The following is a 16,510-nucleotide window of genomic DNA, read 5'->3' as shown; positions in this document are numbered from 1 at the left end:
TCCCAACCGGCGGGCGTCACGCCGCCCGCCGGAGCTTTCTGAACACTTCAGGTTCCCACACGCGCATTGCCAGAAGCAGGGCAGTGCCGCGCTTCTGCGTCAACGGGGCGGCCGACGATTCGTTGTGAAGCGCGGCCAGTTTGCCGCGCAACTTGCGCATTTCTACTTGCAGTTGAGCGTAGGCCGCTTCGGTCAACATGCCGTGAGCGAAGTCCATGGACTCGTCCGGCACGTCGAAGCGGCTCTCCATGAAATCGGGCAAGCCCTGTTCCAGAAACAGATGCCGGATCGGGCCGTCCTGCAGCCAGTCGAAATCTCGCGCCACCAGCAAGCGGATCCGGTTCCCCGGTTTCAGATCCGCAATTCCCATGCGGTCCAGCACGAGAAGATGCTTGATGCACTCGGCTTTCGACAACCGGTAAGCGGACACGATGTCTTCGAGCGACCAGTGACTCAGCGCACAGATCGCCACCAGCAGCAGCTTGTCATTCGAGACGAGCTGCGCCTCCTGTTCACGTGTGAGGACATGCAGGCGCGGAATCGACGACTCCGCGTCCTGCAGTAATTCGATCAGGGTGACACCGAGCAGATCGCAGATCTGCACGAGCCGCTCCACCGAAAGACTTTCCCCCGCAAACAGACGCTTGACGCTCGGTTCCGATAAATCGAGCGCCAGTGCGACGTGGCGATAAGTCAACCCGGCCGCTTTGAGTTGCTGCTTGATCGTTGCAATGAGCTGACGGGTCTCAGTCATGGGGGTATTGGATTTTGATACCAAAGGTATCAGTCTAAGCAATTTTCCAAGTAGAAGATGCGATATTTGCGACCGGCTTGCATACTGCGCTCCATCGAACAAGCGAGGAGATCAGCATGTCGAGACGAGCGGACGCAACGTCGTTGGCCCATCTACGCGTTGGCGATCTGGTTTTCATCCGCGTCACCGCGCGGCCGTTTCTTGAGGTGGCCAACGCCACGAACTCCTGGACGAATCACGTGGGTATCGTTATCGACGATCGCGGCGACGATCCGCTGATTGCGGAAAGCACCTTTCCTTTAGCGCGAACCACGCCGATGACACGCTTTGTCAAACGCTCCGAAAACGGGCGCTACGCGATCGCGAGACTCGCCACGCCGCTTGACGATACCCATCGCCACAAACTGATCGACGCGGTGACAAGCCGCATGGGCGCGTTCTACGACACCGGCTTCAATCTGAATTCGCGAGGGCAGTTCTGTTCGCGCTTCGTTCGCGAGGTCGTTTTCGACGCGACCCGTATTCAACTCGGCGAGGTGGAGACCTTTGCGACGCTGCTGCGGCGTCATCCCGATCCGAAGCTGGGGTTCTGGCGGCTCTGGTATTTCGGCCGGATTCCGTGGCACCGTCCCACTGTGACGCCAGCGAGTTTGCTTCGAAGCCCGCATTTGCGGATGGTGAGCGACACCCCTGAAATAGTGCCTGCGCTTTCGACAACGAGAAGCAGTCATTAAGCCATAGACCGTACTAACACTAAGACTAAACGGGGTAATCCATTTTTCTCGTGCTGGATCAATAAGTTTTTGCGGTCGCGTCTAAATCGCGTTACCCTTCGAGCAAATTAATCGACAAAAGGAGAGTTTTTATGGACCGTTCCACGCAACAGCCGTCTTTCGCATTCGTTGCCGCTTCATGGGGCGCATTACTGGCTGGATTCTTTGCGTTTCTGCTCGGCCTGTGGAATGCCGGTATGCAGCTCAACGAGAAAGGTTATTACTTCACGGTGCTCGTATTTGGTTTGTTCGCGGCGATTTCGCTGCAAAAGAGCGTGCGCGATCGCGTAGAAGGCATTCCTGTTACGGCGATTTACTACGGCCTGTGCTGGGTTTCGCTTCTGCTGTCCATCCTGCTGCTTGGCGCGGGGCTGTTCAACGCGACGCTGGCGCTGAGCGAAAAAGGCTTCTACGGTATGGCGTTTATTCTGGCGTTGTTCGGCTCGGTTGCCGTGCAGAAGAACACGCGCGATATCAAGGCCACCAAACCGCAATTCGCGGAAGTCGATCCGGCTCAGGGCACGCCGGAATAAGCGCAATTGCGGAATAGCGTCGCGCCCGTCTTTGCGCGCGACGCTGCGATCATTCTTCCGCTACCACGTCATGCAGCCTGCGCGACGGCTCGCTGCGATGAAGATGAACTGCATAGGTGTCCCACGGCAACTGCAAACTCTGCGGCGAGCTGGCCGATACCTGTTTCATGACCCGTCCTACTTCGCCGCGGTGATAGCCGCCGTGGATCACCACATGGGTCAGCATTTCTTCGCGCGTCATGGTGCCGCTATCGCCGTCGGTAAATGAAAAGGGAATTGAGTGGGACAGCATGTCAGGCGTGACGGTGCTCGCGTACTCCAGATACCAGTTGTCTATTGCCGACAGTTCCGCGCGCAGTGCTTCTAATGAAGGCGTGTCCGGCGTGTTGTCCGAAGCGAACCCATGACTGTTGCCCGCCAGATGACCGGCGAATATCTTCTCCACCACCAGACAGTGATTCATTAGCCGAAGGGCAATATGCCGTTCTTCGGCATGATGCGCGGCATCGAGCCCTTGCATGGAGTCCAGCAATTCCTGATTCGCCCAGGCCTGATAGCGGAACATCTTGAGCAATAGATTGGCTGCACTCATGGGGGGTGTTTCCTCGTTCGAATAGTGTGTGAGCTGCACCTACATTATTTTCGGAGAAGGTCCCGTTGTCCACTCGCATTCCCAATGCAGTGAAAATCCGTCATAGCCGCGCATCAGTTGAATTTCTGACCCCCGCAATGGGCGTTTATTGCGGCGAACGCTCACGTTCTGGATGCGTGGCTGAGTCGCCCGCTTCAGCGTCGACCGTTTCGCCCACGCATGTCACCAGCGAGTTTCTCCACGAGAAAATCGACGAAGCACCGCACCCGTAGCGACAGATGGCGGCCATGCGGATACAGCAGCACGAACGGCCTCGACGCGCCACCCAGCGCAGGCAGAACTTCGACGAGCGTGCCGTCACGAAGATCCCGCTCCACCACGAAGCGATACGTTTGAAACAGTCCCGCGCCATGACGCGCCAGCGTCACGCCGCCGAGCACGTCGCCGCCGCTCGAATAGCCGCCGTCCGTGATCAGCTCGACGGTTTCATCGCCACGCCTGAATGTCCACGAGATTCGCCGGCCTGTGCTCGGCCGCTCGAACTGGATGCACTCGTGATCCTTCAGATCCTCCAGCGACGTGGGCGTGCCGTTGCGCGACAGGTACTCGGGCGTCGCGACCAGAGTTAACTCGGCATCTTCGAGCTTGCGGGCGATCAGGTTGGAATCGACCGGCGCGCGCCCGCGAATCGCGAGGTCGTAGCCCTCTTCCGCGAAATCGATATTGCGATTGCTGATGTGCGCATCGACCTGCACGCGGGGATAGCGCGCGCGAAACTCCGGCAATAGCGGCAACACCCTGTAGTGCGCGTAGGGCGTCGGCATGCTGATACGCAACGGTCCCGCCGGCTCCGATTGCTGCCCGGTGGCCTGACGCTCCGCGTCGACCAGTTGCGACAGCGCCTCTCGACATTGCTCAAAATACGCGCGGCCCGCGTCGGTCAGGCGGATCTGCCGTGTGGTTCGTACGAACAGTCGCACGCCCATGCGCTCTTCCAGTCGCGACACCGAACGGCTCACCGCCGCCGGCGTGACACCGGCCGCCATGGCAGCCGCCGTGAAGCTTGCCAGCTCGGCTGCCAGACAGAAAAGTTCGATGCTGCCGAGCAGAAGGTCGTCGAATTGCCGTTTGCTATTCATTACATGGTGTATCAGGTGATTTTTAGAAAACCGGATTTATCGACTGAAACGGCATCAGTATAGTCCGCCTCAGGGAATCGACGAAGTGCGGCGGATTCCCTGCCGTGGCGCGCTGCGACGCAGATCCGCGAGCTTTCTCCGCGCATTCCTGGCAGGAGTTCAACCGTGAATAACGAAGCGAGAACCGTGGTCATTACGGGCGCATCCAGCGGGATTGGTTTTGCGTTGGCGCAGGCGTATCTGGCGCGCGGCGACAACGTAGTCGGCAATGCCCGCACGATCGAGCGTCTGGAAGCGGCTGCGCAGAAGCTGGGCAATCCGCCCAACTTCCTGACGGTCGCCGGCGATATCGCCGATCCGGCGACGTCACGCACGCTGTTCGAGCGCGCGATCGCCGCGTTCGGGAAAGTCGACGTGCTCGTCAACAACGCGGGCATCTTCATCGCGAAGCCGATCGCGAACTACACGGACGACCATCTCGACGCACTGATCAACACCAACCTGAAGGGTTTCTTTTATCCTACGCAGCAGGCGGCCGAGCATATGGCCCGCAACCGTCAAGGACATATCGTCAGCATCACGGCGAGCATCGCCATGCAGCCGACCGCGAAAGTGCCCGCGCTCTTGCCCGTGCTGATCAAAGGTGGTTTGAATCAGGCCACGCGAGCCCTCGCGCTCGAACTGGCGTCGAGCAACGTCAAGGTCTCGGCAGTGGCGCCGGGCGCAATCGACACACCGCTGCACGATCCTTCGCGGCATGCCTTCATGAAGACGCTGCAGCCTGCCGCGCGACTCGGTTCGACGAAGGACATCGTGGACGCGGTGCTTTATCTGACCGACGCGGAATACACCACGGGCGTGGTGCTCGCCGTAGATGGCGGCGCGACTGCGGGAACGTGGTGAGGCGCTGAGAAACGCACGCGTTTTCGGCCCCTCATCGACCGGTTGCGCGCCACGCTTTACCCCTGTCTGCATCGAAAAAATCTATGCAAGGCATCGGTAAACAGTGTTGGTCAAAGAAATATGGCCTCAGTAAATTGAATTGACACATGGGGCGCAGGCAACGGCAGAGGCCGGTCTGCCGCGCGACGTCAACGCCCTGGTCGCAACTTATCGAGCGCCAACGCGCAACAACGAAGGAAAGGGAGGGTGATATGGCCGACAGCCGCAGTGCGGTTCCACTGATCGAGAAACACACCATCGGTTACGTTCCGCACGAGGAACGACACGGAAAGGTGCGTGACCTGTTCACGCTCTGGTTCGGAGGCAACATCGCTCCGCTGCCGATCGTCACGGGCGCGCTCGGCGTGCAGATTTACCACCTCAACCTGTTCTGGGGTGTCATTGCGATTCTGGTCGGTCAGGCGATTGGCGGCGTGCTGATGGCGCTGCATTCCGCGCAAGGGCCGCAGATGGGTATTCCGCAGATGATACAAAGCCGGGCTCAGTTCGGCTCGTGGGGCGCGCTGCTCGTCACGGTGATTGCCGGCGTGATGTATGTCGGTTTCTTCGCATCGAATATCGTGCTGGCGGGCAAGTCGCTGCACGGTATCGAGTCGTCGATCCCGGTGCCGGTCGGCATTCTGGTCGGTGCGTTGGGGTCGGGACTGATCGGCATCATCGGATACCGGTTCATTCACATTCTCAACAGGATCGGCACCTGGGTGTTGGGTATCGGTATCGTGATCGGCTTCACGTATATCGCGACCCACGTGACGACCGCCGATTTCCTGACGCGCGGCGGCTTCAATATCGCCGGCTGGCTGGCCACGGTGTCATTGTCGGCGCTCTGGCAGATTGCGTTTGCGCCGTACGTGTCCGACTATTCGCGTTACCTGCCTGCCAACGTCGGCGTGGCCCGCACGTTCTGGGCGACTTATCTCGGCTGCACGCTGGGCTCGTCGCTTGCGTTCGTGTTCGGTGCGGTGGCCGTGCTCGCCGTGCCTCCCGGCGTCGACACGATGGACGCCGTGAAGCTGTCCACCGGCGCAATCGGTCCTTTCATGCTGGTTCTGTTCCTGCTGAGCGTGATCAGCCACAACGCGCTCAATCTGTATGGCGCGGTGCTGTCGGTGATTACTTCGCTGCAGACCTTTGCGTATAAGTGGATTCCGACTGTCAAGGCGCGTGCCGTGCTGTCGCTGATCATCATGGCGGCCTGCTGTTTTGCGGCGGTGGGGGCGTCGAAAGACTTTGTCGGCCACTTTGTCGACCTGGTGCTCGCGTTGCTCGTGGTGCTCGTGCCGTGGACGGCGATCAACCTGATCGACTTCTATGTGATCCACAAGGGGAAATACGACGTCGATTCGATCTTCCGCGTGGACGGCGGCATCTATGGACGCTTCAACATGCAGGCGCTGACCGCCTACGCCGTCGGCATCGTCGTGCAGATTCCGTTCATGAACACGCCGATGTATGTGGGCTCGTTCTCGGCGCACCTGGACGGCGCGGATCTCTCCTGGCTGGTGGGCCTTATCGTCACGACGCCGCTTTACTACTGGCTCGCCACGCGGGACACCGCGTATCGTCGACGTCAGAATCAGGCGAGCGTCACGGTTCACTGAGGCGGTTCACTGAAGCGCCCAATAAAATTGCCCTGCAGGAAAGCAGCGACGAAATCTTCGTCGCTGCTTTTTTTCATTCCGACGCAGCGTTAGTGTTGCCGAACCCGCGCCGCTCGATCACCGCTGAATCACCCCTCAATATGCAGCCGCCGGATATACGACTCGCAGAACGTCGAGAAGCGGCGCACTACCTGCCGCGGCTTCATCGCATTGGATTGCGCGATGCCGAGCGTGGTGGCGTTCACGTCGTCCTTGAAGCGCTTGATCACGAAGTCCTCGCCGTCCACGGTGCGGTTCGATTTCAGCGGGAAATTAAGGATGCTGTAACCCAGCCCGTTCGCCACCATGCCGCGCACCACTTCCGGTTGCGACGAGCGGAACGCGGCGACGGGACGGCTGCCGACCGCGTCGAACAACGCTGAAAAATACTCGCGACTGTGCGGCAGATCCAGCATCACGTAAGGCTCGGACAACAGCTCTTCGAGCGACACCTTGCGGGCGCGCGCGAGCCGGTGCGTCTTCGGCAGGATCACATACGGCGGCAACGACAGCAGCGGCGTGAAGGTAATGCCCTCGGTGATATCGAGGCTATACGTCAATGCAATGTCGAGCGAGCCGTCGTGCAGGCCGTTCAGCAGCGTGTCCTGATGCGCCTCCACGGTGCGGAACGCAATGCCCGCATGGTCCTGCACAAAGCGGCTGATGATGCCGGGCATCAGCGGCGGCGCCAGCGAAACGAGGCACCCGAGCGCGATGGTGCCGGTCATGCCGCCGTCCATTTCTTTTGCGGCCAGTTGCAGGTCTTCGGCATTCTTCAGCAGATTGCGCGCGTGACCCAGCAGGTCGCGGCCCGCCTGCGTGAGCGACAAACCGCTTGCGTGATGGCGAATGAACAACTGCACGCCGAACGATTCCTCGAGATCCGCCAGCGACGTCGAGATAGACGGCTGCGAGATATGCAGGCGCTTTGCCGCGGCGGTGAACGACAGCGCTTCCGCCGTCACGACGAAATATCGCAGTTGGCGCAGCGAGTAACGCAGCGGATTGCTTTCCATCCGTCTCTCTCCTCAAACAGGGTTCCACTGGCTGCATTGTGATCCACACAAAACGTCCTTGCATAGAAAAAAACGATGCTATGGATTTTTTAAATATGTTTTTCCAAATCAGGCGGCCAGCGTACATTTTCTTCATGGTTGAGCGAGGCGGTAGCGCCGGCGCTTGCCATCCAACGCTTTTCAAAAGGAAACAGCGATGACTGCTGAAAAAATTTCGATCGATACGCTGGTGGTGGGGGCCGGTCAGGCCGGCGTCGCGATGAGTGAACACCTGAGCAAGCTCGGTGTGCCGCATCTGGTGCTGGAGCGCGATCGCATTGCCGAACGCTGGCGCACCGGGCGGTGGGATTCGCTGGTCGCCAACGGTCCGGTCTGGCACGACCGCTTCCCCGGTCTGGAATTCGACGATCTCGATCCTGACGCGTTCGCGCCGAAAGAACGCGTCGCCGACTATTTCGAAGCGTATGCGCACAAGTTCAATGCACCGATCCGCACGGGCGTGGCGGTGACCAGCGTGGCGCGCCATGCGGGGCGGCCGGGCTTCACCGTGGAAACGTCGATAGGCGTGATCGAGGCGAGCCGCGTGGTGGTGGCGACCGGACCGTTCCAGCGCCCGGTGATTCCGCCGATCGCGCCGCAAACGGACACACTCACGCAGATTCACTCGGCGGATTACCGCAATCCACAGCAACTGCCCGAAGGCGGCGTTCTGGTGGTCGGCGCCGGCTCGTCCGGCGTGCAGATCGCGGATGAGTTGCAGCGTGCAGGGCGGCAGGTTTACCTGTCGGTCGGCCCGCACGACCGTCCTCCGCGCGCCTATCGCAAGCGCGACTTCTGCTGGTGGCTGGGCGTGCTCGGCGAATGGGACAAGGAAGCGGCGCGGCCGGGTAAGGAACACGTGACGATCGCGGTAAGCGGCGCGCGCGGCGGCTATACCGTCGACTTCAGAGCGCTCGCGCATCAGGGCGTGACGCTGGTCGGTCTGACGAAGACCTTCGACGACGCACACGTCACCTTCGAAGCCGATCTCGCGACCAACCTCGCACGCGGCGACGAGAACTATCTGTCGCTGCTGGACGCGGCGGACGCGTATATCGCCCGCAACGGCCTCGATCTGCCGGAAGAACCCGAAGCGCGCCGCACGTTTGCGGACCCGGCCTGCGTGAGCGATCCGCTTCTCGAACTCGATCTGGCCGCGGCCGGCGTGACCTCGATCGTTTGGGCGACCGGTTACGCGGTCGATTACGACTGGCTCCACGTCAACGCGTTCGACGCCAAAGGCAAGCCGCAGCATCAACGCGGCGTATCGAGCGAACCCGGCGTCTATTTTCTGGGTTTGCCGTGGCTGTCGCGGCGCGGCTCCACGTTTATCTGGGGCGTGTGGCACGACGCAAAACATATCGCCGACCACATCGCCACGCAGCGCAAATATCTGTCCTATCGCGACGCTTCGCAGCGCGAGACAACGCAGTCCCGCAAGGAAGCGCCGGCCAGCTCGCCGGCCGTATCGCGAGTTCAACACGTCAACGAATTGGGAGTGAATTAATGCCGACTCATACGCGCATCCGCATGTTCAACACGAAAGACACGTATCCGAACCAGTCGCTCGATAACGATCTTTGCCAGGCCGTTCGCGCCGGCAATACCGTTTATGTGCGCGGCCAGGTCGGCACGGATTTCGACGGCCGACTGATCGGCCTCGGCGATCCGCAGGCGCAGGCCGAACAGGCGATGAAAAACGTCAGGCAACTGCTACTGGAAGCGGGCAGCGACCTGTCCCACATCGTCAAGACGACGACGTATCTGATCGATCCGCGTTATCGCGAGCCGGTCTATCAGGAAGTCGGCAAGTGGCTGAAGGGCGTATTCCCGATTTCCACCGGGCTGGTCGTCAGTGCGCTGGGCCAGCCGCAGTGGCTGATGGAAATCGACGTGATCGCGGTGATCCCGGACGGCTGGCCGGCGAACCCGGCTTAAGGAGCAGGGCATGACATTCTCGATCGTTGGACGCTGTCCGGACACCGGGCAGCTTGGAATCGCCATCAGCTCGTCCAGTATCGCGGTCGGCGCGCGGTGCCCGTGGGTGCGCGCGGGCGTGGGCGCGGTCGCGACGCAGAACGTCACGCTGCCCGCGCTCGGACCGCGGATTCTGGATGGCCTCGAAGCCCCGCAGGGCGAACCGGCGGCGGCCCTGGACCACGCGCTCGGCACCGACGCGTGGCGCGCTTATCGCCAGGTGACGGTGATCGATAACGAGGGACGTACCGCGTTTTTCAGCGGTGACGAAGCGCTCGGTCTTCACAATGCCGTGGCCGGCAAGCAGTGCGTTGCCGCGGGCAATCTGCTGGCGGATCGCGAGGTGATCGACGCGATGGTTCATGCGTTCGAGAACGCGTCGGGGATGCTCGCGGATCGTCTGCTGTCGGCCATGCATGCGGCGATGGCGGCCGGCGGCGAAGCCGGGCCGGTGCATTCGGCGGCGCTCAAGGTGGTCGGCGAGGTGAGCTGGCCGATTGTCGATTTGCGACTCGACTGGGCGGATGAAGACCCGATCGGCAAGCTCGACGATCTCTGGCAAGCGTATCGGCCGCAGATGCAGGACTACCTGGCCCGCGCGCTGAATCCAACGGCGGCGCCAGGTTACGGAGTACCGGGCGATGAATAGGCAGTCGAGCCGCGCGCTGCTCGAACAACTGATCGGCTTCGCGACGGTGAGCCGGGATTCGAATCTGGAACTGATCGCGTTCATCCGCGATTACCTGGCGGATCTCGGCGTGCGGAGCGAACTGTTCTACAACCCGGAGCGCACCAAGGCCAATCTGTTCGCCACGATCGGCCCCGAGGATCGCGGTGGGATCGTGTTGTCCGGACATACCGATGTCGTACCCGTCGACGGGCAAGCGTGGACGGTCGAGCCGTTCCGTCTCACGGAGAACAACGACCGTTTGTATGGTCGCGGCACCGCCGACATGAAAGGCTTTATTGCCTCCGTGCTGGCGGCCGTGCCCGCTTTTCTCGACCAGCCGCTGACGTTGCCCGTGCACCTTGCGTTCTCCTACGATGAAGAGGTAGGTTGCCTCGGCGTACGGCCGATGCTGGCCGAACTGGCGAAGCGTGCGCACAAGCCGCGCCTGTGTCTGATCGGCGAGCCCACCGGCATGAAACCGGTGCTGGGCCACAAAGGCAAACTCGCGATGCGCTGCCAGGTGAAAGGCGCGGCGTGTCACTCGGCTTACGCGCCGTATGGCGTCAACGCGATCGAATACGCGGCGCGGCTGATCGGTCGCTTGGGACAGATCGGCGCGCAACTGGCGCAGGCCGAGCATCACGATCAGCGTTTCGATCCGCCGTTTACGACGGTGCAGACGGGCCTCATCAAAGGCGGCCGGGCGTTGAATATCGTGCCGGCGGAATGCGAGTTCGATTTCGAAGTGCGCGCGCTGCCGGGCTTCGATGCGCAAGCGGTCTCGAACGAACTGCGGTCTTATGCCGACGCCGAATTGCTGCCGGCCATGCGCTCGGTGCAAGCCGACACGGACATTCATCTGCAACCGCTGAGCGCGTACCCAGGACTGGCCACCTCGCCGAATAGCGAGGCGGCGCGTCTGTTGGCGCTGTTAAGCGGCTCGTCCGAATTCGGCACGGTGGCGTTCGGCACCGAGGGCGGTTTGTTCGATGAGGCCGGCATTCCCACGGTGGTTTGTGGGCCCGGCAGCATGGACCAGGGGCACAAGCCGGACGAGTTCGTCACGGTTCAGCAACTGGGCGAGTGCGATGCCATGCTGGTTCGGCTGGCCGGCTATCTCAGCGACGCTCGCGCAGCGGAACTGAGCACGCGCTAAAGCGGCACGAGCGGTCAGGAGACCGCTCGTCCTTTACGCGTGCTCGGCCACCAGCTCATTGAGCCACGGCCGCAGACCGCCCAGCGTGAATCCTCCATCGACCAGCAAGCTTTGTCCGGTGACAAAGCGAGCGTCGTCCGAGAGCAGCCAGAGCACCACGTCGGCGATATCTTCCGGCTGACCGATACGCCCCAACGGCGTGTGCGATAGAAACGGCCGCATCGCGCGTTCGTCTCCCAGCGCGGCGGCCGACATGGGCGTAGCGATCACGCCCGGGCTCACGTTATTGACGCGAATATTGCGCGAGCCCACCTCCATCGCGACGGCGCGCATCATCGCATCGAGCGCCGCCTTGCTCGCCGCGTAAGCCGAGGTGCCTGGCAGAGCGCCTTGGGCCGTCCACGACGACGTGTTGACGATCGCGCCGGCCACACCCGCGGCCAGGATTGCCCGCAACTCGTACTTCACGCACAGCGCCGCGCCGCGAAAGTTGGTCGCCATGACCGTATCGAAGTCCTCCGGCTCCATGTCGACGATGGGTTGCATGGCGCCCAGCATCCCCGCATTGTTCCAGGCCATATGTAGCGCGCCGAACGTGGCGACGCTGCGTTCGACCAGACGGCTTACCGCGTCGGCGTCGGTGACGTCGGTTGGAATCGCGAGCGCCCGGCCGCCGTCGTTCTCGATGGTGGCGGCCACGGCGTCGAGTTCGGCCGCGCGTCGACCGGCTACCACGACATTGGCGCCTTCGCGGCCGAAACGCAGCGCGGCGGCCTTGCCCATGCCGGTTCCAGCACCCGTGATCAGCACGGTCCGGCCGGCGAAGCGCTGCGGAAAAAGGGCGGGCGATTGAGTCGTCATGCGGAGGCTCCATGAATGGCGCGCGAGGCGGAGTGCCTTCGTCGGCGCGGAAGCCGCAGTATGATTTAAAAGAAAACGGAGATAATCTGCGAAACTCTTGATTCTGTCGCAACCGAGAGTGTCAAATGGATCTTCTGGATAGCATGCGGGTGTTCGTTCGCGCGGTCGACGCGGGAAGCCTCAGCGCGGCCGCCGCGGACTGCGGCATGTCGTCGACGATGGCCGGCAACCATCTGCGCGCGCTGGAAAAACGCACCGGCATGAAGCTGCTCAATCGCACGACACGGCGTCAGAGCCTCACGGAATTCGGCGAAAGCTATTACGTGCGCTGCCAGGAAATTCTTCGTCTGGTCGCCGCCGCGGACACCCATGCGGAAAACCGTCAGGCCGTGCCGAGCGGCACGCTGCGCGTGACGGCGCCCGTGTCGTTCGGCAGTGAAGCGCTGGCGCCCGCACTCGGCGATTACCTCGCGCGGCATCCGCAAGTCGAGGTCGAGTTATCGCTGAGCGATCACACCGTCGATCTGCTGGAGCACGGCTTCGACGCCGCGATCCGGATCGGCGCGATTGCGGACACGGGGTTGGTCGCGCGTGCTTTAGCGCCGTACCGGATGATGATCTGCGCGTCGCCCGCCTATCTCGCCGCGCGCGGAACGCCGCAGCATCCCGACGATCTGGCCGGGCATGAATGCCTCGCGTTCAGTTCGTCGTCCGGCGCGCCGTGGCGGCTGAGCGGCGCCGAGGGCACGAGTCATGTCGCGGTCACCGGCCGTCTGCGCGTCAACCATGGCCAGGCGCTTCGCGTGGCCGCGTTGCAGGGTCTGGGGATCGTCATGCAGCCCGCCGTGCTGCTGCAAGCGGATGTCGCCGCCGGGCGTCTCGTGCAAGTCCTCGACGCTTACGAATTGCCGAGTCGTCCCATGCATCTGGTTTACTTCGCGGATCATCGCTCGCCGAAGCTGCGCAGTTTTGTCGAGTTCGCGTTGCAAGCGTTTGGCGAATGACTTTGCTCTTGCGATACGAGGCTTGCCGATCTACGCTAGCCCGCATGCCGATACGGAGTGTTCGCGCATGGACGTGTTGCTGACGATCCTCAAATACAGCGTCGCGGTGGTGCTCGTGGCGTCGCTGGCCGAAGCCGTGGTGCTCACCGTTCGACGCGGCCGTCACGGTTACGACTGGCGCGCGGCGGCGGTGTCGGTGACTGACTTCCTGGTCCGCGAATATCCGCTGCGCTGGTTGCTGCCGCTGGCCTTCTATGGCGATGCAATGAACTGGGTCTGGCATCACCGGCTCTGGACTGTGCCGATGAACCATTGGAGCGGCTGGGTTGCCTGCTTCATCGGTCAGGAGTTCTGCTACTACTGGTTTCATCGCGCGGCGCATCGCACGCGCTGGTTCTGGTGCAACCATGCGGTGCATCATTCGCCGAACCAACTGACGCTGTCGGCAGCGTATCGTTTCGGGTGGGCCGGCCGCCTCGCCGGTTCGCAACTGTTCTTTCTGCTCGCGCCATGGCTCGGTATGCCGCCGCGCGTCGTGCTCATCTTTCTGTCGCTCAACCTGCTGTACCAGTTCTGGATACACGCAACCTGGATTCCGCGTCTCGGACCCCTGGAATGGCTGCTGAACACGCCCTCAGCGCATCGCGTACATCACGCGTCGAACCTCGAATACCTGGACGGCAACTACGGCGGTGTACTGATCGTGTTCGACCGGCTTTTCGGCACCTATATCGCGGAGCGGCGCGACACGCCATGCCGCTACGGACTCGTGCAACCGGTCACGACCTACAACATGCTGACGATCGAGTTCGATCATTGGCGCGCACTGTGGCGCGATCTGAAGACCGCGCGTTCGCTGGGCGAAGTCTGCGGGTATCTGTTCAAACCACCGGGTTGGCGTCCTGACGGCGACGGCGCGACCACCGAAGATCTACGCCGCCGCGCCGGCCCTCCAGGTATCGCCAGGGAAATACCCTGAGGTCCTGGCATCGATCATGGAAGGCCGGGCTTGCCACGGCCGTTTCCGTTTGCTTTCCGTTCCTAAACAAAGTCTCCCTGACTTGCCTCCGCCATATTTTTGTCACGCCACGTTCAGTGCCGCACAGAGCGTGGCGCAAAGATGACGCAAATTCGGTCGACGCCGCATCCGCCCTGATCGCCATGACAAGACGCCATCCGGGGAGCAAGCGACCAGGGAGGGGAGACAGTGAGATCGATCAGGGTTACGGCTTTCTCGGTGCGAGGAGGCCTTGGGCCGAGTGCGCCCACCTGGGTGTTGTTGCAGCAGGTCGTCGTACGCGGTCTCGTGGCGGTGAAGTTTCTTGCGCTGGGGCGCATTCTCGGGCCGTCGGCGATAGGCAGCGTCAGCATTGCGCTGCTCGCGGTGGCGATCGCGGAATCGCTGTCCGATACCGGTCTGGCGCAGGCGGTGATCCAGGGACGCGACACGCCCACGCATCAGGAACTCGGCGCCGTCTGGACCACGCTGACGACTCGCGGCATCGTGGTCGCGTTGCTGCTGGTCGCGCTCGCGCCGGTCATGAATCGACAGTTTCACCTCGGCAATGCGCTCACGCTGCTGCAACTCGCGGCGGCGTTGCCGCTGATTCGCGGCCTCGCTTCGCCGGCTTATTTCGTGGTGCAACGTAATCGCGGTTTTCAGCAGCTTGCGGGGATCGAGACGGCCGCCGCGTTCCTCGATTGCTGCACCGGACTCGCGCTTGCGCTGAGTGGCGCGGGCGCTTATTCGCTGCTGATCGGGATGATCGTCGGCGATACGCTGAAAAGCCTGCTCACCTGGATCACGATGCGGCCGCGTCCGCCGATCCGGCTCGCGTGGGCCGGCATTGGCCATTACATTGACTTCAGCCGCTGGATCTGGGCCGGCAGCGTGGTGAACCTGCTGCTCAACCAGTTCGACAAGGTGATTGTCGGCAAGCTGCTCGGACCGGCGCAACTCGGCGCGTATCAGATGTCGTCGAAGCTCGCGCAGATGCTGTTGACCGACGCCGCGTTCGCGATGGGCCAATACCTGTTTCCGACGTTTTCCGCGCAACACCGGCACGATGCGCGCGTGGCGGCGCGTCGCGTCAGGTTGTATCTGATGATCGTGGCCGCTGGCCTCGCGGTCCTGGTCGTGCTGCTGCGGATGATCGCCGAGCCGCTGTTCTCGCTGATTCTCGGGCCGGCGTGGATGTCGGCCGTGCCGCTCTTCAAGATTTTCGTCATCAACATGGCGATCGGCGCGTTGATCGCGGTGTTCGTCGCGTACCTGCGGGCGGTCGGCGATGCGAAGGCGGTCACGCACGCGTCGCTGATCCAGATGGTGCTGCTGATCGCCATCGTGCCGCCCATGACGCACTACTGGGGCGTGACGGGCGTCGCGTGGTCGATGACGATCGGCATGGGCTCGGCCGCTACGTGGATGCTGTATCGCACGTTGCGGCGGCATGATGCGCGTCCTGTGCCGCCGGTTGTCTGATTGACGCTCAAGAGAACCGGCTGTGGAAGGGACCGGGCGGAGCGGGCGGAAGCGCACGGTATGATCCCACTTTACCTCCGCTCGATTCCGGCATGCTCGCGCTCAAACTCACGCTCGTCCCGTTGTTTCTGCTGATCGTTTCGATGTCGGGCAAGTGGTGGGGGCCATCCATCGCCGGCTGGTTGGCTGGCCTGCCGGTGGTCGCCGGGCCGATTCTGTATCTGCTCGTGCTCGCGCATGGACCCGCATTCGGCGCGCGTGCCGCGACGCTATCGTTGTCCGCGATTCTCGCTTCGGAAGCCTTCAATTTCGCCTACGCATGGACCTGCCGCACGCGCTCCTGGCCGCTTGCGCTGGCGACCGGCCTGAGCGCGTGGTTCGTGGCCGCGTGCGGTCTATCCTGGTTGCCTGCGTCGCCGTTATGGGCTGCGATCGTGGCGCTCGCCGCGGTGTGTTTCGGCCAGTCGTTCCTGCCGCGCAGTTCGGCGGTCGCGGCCGGCGCGCCGCTGTCGCGCACCGACCTGCTTGGCCGGATGGTGGCCGGCGCGGTGTTGACGCTGCTGGTCACGTCGTTGTCGGGAAGGGTGGGCGCCGCGTGGAGCGGGTTGCTCGCGGTGTTTCCGCTGCTTGGCATCGTGCTGTCGGTGTCGTCGCATCGGGCGCATGGTCCGGACTTCGTCATTTCGCTGCTGCGCGGCATGGTGCTCGGCCGGTTTTCGTTTGCCGCGTTCTGTTTGCTGCTGTCGTTCGCGTTGCCTTATCAGCGTCCACTGGTCGCGTTTATCGAGGCCGCGTTGCTGGCGATGTTCGTGCAGTGGTGCACGAAGCGGCTAGCGACGACGCCACGCGCGAAGGCGGTTAGGCCGGGTGTCGCGGCCACTGAATGAGGCAGTCGCGCGAACGCTGAAGAT

General features: G+C 62.4%; 17 protein-coding genes. 12 read left to right on the top strand and 5 right to left on the bottom strand.

What is annotated here, in order from left to right:
* Positions 1 to 16 precede the first annotated feature (16 nt).
* Positions 17 to 754: a helix-turn-helix transcriptional regulator gene (locus HWY05_RS03930; protein WP_176057449.1), complete on the bottom strand. Its 738-nt coding sequence runs from the start codon at positions 752 to 754 to the stop codon at positions 17 to 19.
* A gap of 116 nt (positions 755 to 870) precedes the next feature.
* Here HWY05_RS03930 and HWY05_RS03925 point away from each other — a divergent pair, with 116 nt between their 5' ends.
* Positions 871 to 1,488: a YebB family permuted papain-like enzyme gene (locus tag HWY05_RS03925; RefSeq protein WP_176057448.1), complete on the top strand. Its 618-nt coding sequence runs from the start codon at positions 871 to 873 to the stop codon at positions 1,486 to 1,488.
* A 131-nt stretch (positions 1,489 to 1,619) separates the two neighbouring features.
* Positions 1,620 to 2,060: an inner membrane protein YiaA gene (gene yiaA / locus HWY05_RS03920; protein WP_035558561.1), complete on the top strand. Its 441-nt coding sequence runs from the start codon at positions 1,620 to 1,622 to the stop codon at positions 2,058 to 2,060.
* A gap of 49 nt (positions 2,061 to 2,109) precedes the next feature.
* Here yiaA and HWY05_RS03915 read toward each other — a convergent pair whose 3' ends face one another.
* Both HWY05_RS03915 and HWY05_RS03910 read right to left on the bottom strand, forming a co-directional pair.
* On the bottom strand, positions 2,110 to 2,652 hold the full coding sequence (locus HWY05_RS03915) for a DinB family protein (RefSeq protein ID WP_176057447.1): 543 nt from the start codon (positions 2,650 to 2,652) through the stop codon (positions 2,110 to 2,112).
* Between the two features lie 194 nt (positions 2,653 to 2,846).
* Positions 2,847 to 3,791, bottom strand: coding sequence for a LysR family transcriptional regulator (locus HWY05_RS03910; RefSeq protein ID WP_035558557.1), 945 nt, complete (start codon positions 3,789 to 3,791; stop codon positions 2,847 to 2,849).
* Between the two features lie 165 nt (positions 3,792 to 3,956).
* Between HWY05_RS03910 and HWY05_RS03905 the strand changes: the two genes are divergently transcribed.
* Positions 3,957 to 4,694 carry an SDR family oxidoreductase gene (locus HWY05_RS03905; protein WP_176057446.1) on the top strand — a complete coding sequence of 246 codons (738 nt, stop codon included), beginning with the start codon at positions 3,957 to 3,959 and terminating at the stop codon, positions 4,692 to 4,694.
* Positions 4,695 to 4,945: 251 nt separating this feature from the next.
* The gene (locus HWY05_RS03900) at positions 4,946 to 6,355 is read left to right on the top strand and encodes a cytosine permease (protein WP_176057445.1); all 1,410 of its coding nucleotides are present in this window, start codon (positions 4,946 to 4,948) and stop codon (positions 6,353 to 6,355) included.
* Between the two features lie 128 nt (positions 6,356 to 6,483).
* On the opposite strand, the gene HWY05_RS03895 is transcribed toward HWY05_RS03900, so the two are convergent.
* The gene (locus HWY05_RS03895; RefSeq protein WP_035558552.1) at positions 6,484 to 7,410 is read right to left on the bottom strand and encodes a LysR family transcriptional regulator; all 927 of its coding nucleotides are present in this window, start codon (positions 7,408 to 7,410) and stop codon (positions 6,484 to 6,486) included.
* A 196-nt stretch (positions 7,411 to 7,606) separates the two neighbouring features.
* Between HWY05_RS03895 and HWY05_RS03890 the strand changes: the two genes are divergently transcribed.
* The 4 genes from HWY05_RS03890 to argE are packed head-to-tail and all read left to right on the top strand — an operon-like array spanning position 7,607 to position 11,252.
* Positions 7,607 to 8,956, top strand: a complete 1,350-nt coding sequence (locus HWY05_RS03890; RefSeq protein ID WP_176057444.1) for an NAD(P)/FAD-dependent oxidoreductase — start codon at positions 7,607 to 7,609, stop codon at positions 8,954 to 8,956.
* On the top strand, positions 8,956 to 9,387 hold the full coding sequence (locus HWY05_RS03885; protein WP_176057443.1) for a RidA family protein: 432 nt from the start codon (positions 8,956 to 8,958) through the stop codon (positions 9,385 to 9,387). Before HWY05_RS03890 ends, HWY05_RS03885 begins: the two co-directional genes overlap by 1 nt.
* Positions 9,388 to 9,397: 10 nt before the next feature.
* Complete coding sequence (locus tag HWY05_RS03880) at positions 9,398 to 10,075, top strand: DUF1028 domain-containing protein (protein ID WP_176057442.1); 678 nt, start codon at positions 9,398 to 9,400, stop codon at positions 10,073 to 10,075.
* Entirely contained in the window at positions 10,068 to 11,252 is a 1,185-nt protein-coding gene (argE, locus tag HWY05_RS03875) for an acetylornithine deacetylase (RefSeq protein ID WP_176057441.1), read from the top strand. The genes HWY05_RS03880 and argE overlap by 8 nt, the downstream gene beginning before the upstream one ends.
* 33 nt (positions 11,253 to 11,285) lie before the next feature.
* On the opposite strand, the gene HWY05_RS03870 is transcribed toward argE, so the two are convergent.
* The gene (locus tag HWY05_RS03870; protein ID WP_176057440.1) at positions 11,286 to 12,113 is read right to left on the bottom strand and encodes an SDR family NAD(P)-dependent oxidoreductase; all 828 of its coding nucleotides are present in this window, start codon (positions 12,111 to 12,113) and stop codon (positions 11,286 to 11,288) included.
* A 125-nt stretch (positions 12,114 to 12,238) separates the two neighbouring features.
* On the opposite strand from HWY05_RS03870, the gene HWY05_RS03865 reads away from it, so the two are divergent.
* The 4 genes from HWY05_RS03865 (at position 12,239) to HWY05_RS03850 (ending at position 16,486) form a co-directional block, all read left to right on the top strand.
* Complete coding sequence (locus HWY05_RS03865) at positions 12,239 to 13,117, top strand: LysR family transcriptional regulator (RefSeq protein ID WP_176057439.1); 879 nt, start codon at positions 12,239 to 12,241, stop codon at positions 13,115 to 13,117.
* Positions 13,118 to 13,184: 67 nt separating this feature from the next.
* A complete protein-coding gene (locus tag HWY05_RS03860) occupies positions 13,185 to 14,096 on the top strand; it encodes a sterol desaturase family protein (protein WP_176057438.1) in 912 nt (303 codons plus the stop codon).
* 228 nt (positions 14,097 to 14,324) lie between these two features.
* Positions 14,325 to 15,599, top strand: a complete 1,275-nt coding sequence (locus HWY05_RS03855; RefSeq protein ID WP_051980940.1) for an oligosaccharide flippase family protein — start codon at positions 14,325 to 14,327, stop codon at positions 15,597 to 15,599.
* Between the two features lie 92 nt (positions 15,600 to 15,691).
* Complete coding sequence (locus HWY05_RS03850; protein WP_176057437.1) at positions 15,692 to 16,486, top strand: hypothetical protein; 795 nt, start codon at positions 15,692 to 15,694, stop codon at positions 16,484 to 16,486.
* Positions 16,487 to 16,510 lie beyond the last annotated feature (24 nt).

This window comes from Paraburkholderia sp. BCC1876 (assembly GCF_902833695.1).
Lineage (GTDB): Bacteria > Pseudomonadota > Gammaproteobacteria > Burkholderiales > Burkholderiaceae > Paraburkholderia.
Note: the sequence above shows the minus strand (reverse complement) of the source record. Positions and strands in the feature narration are given on the sequence as shown.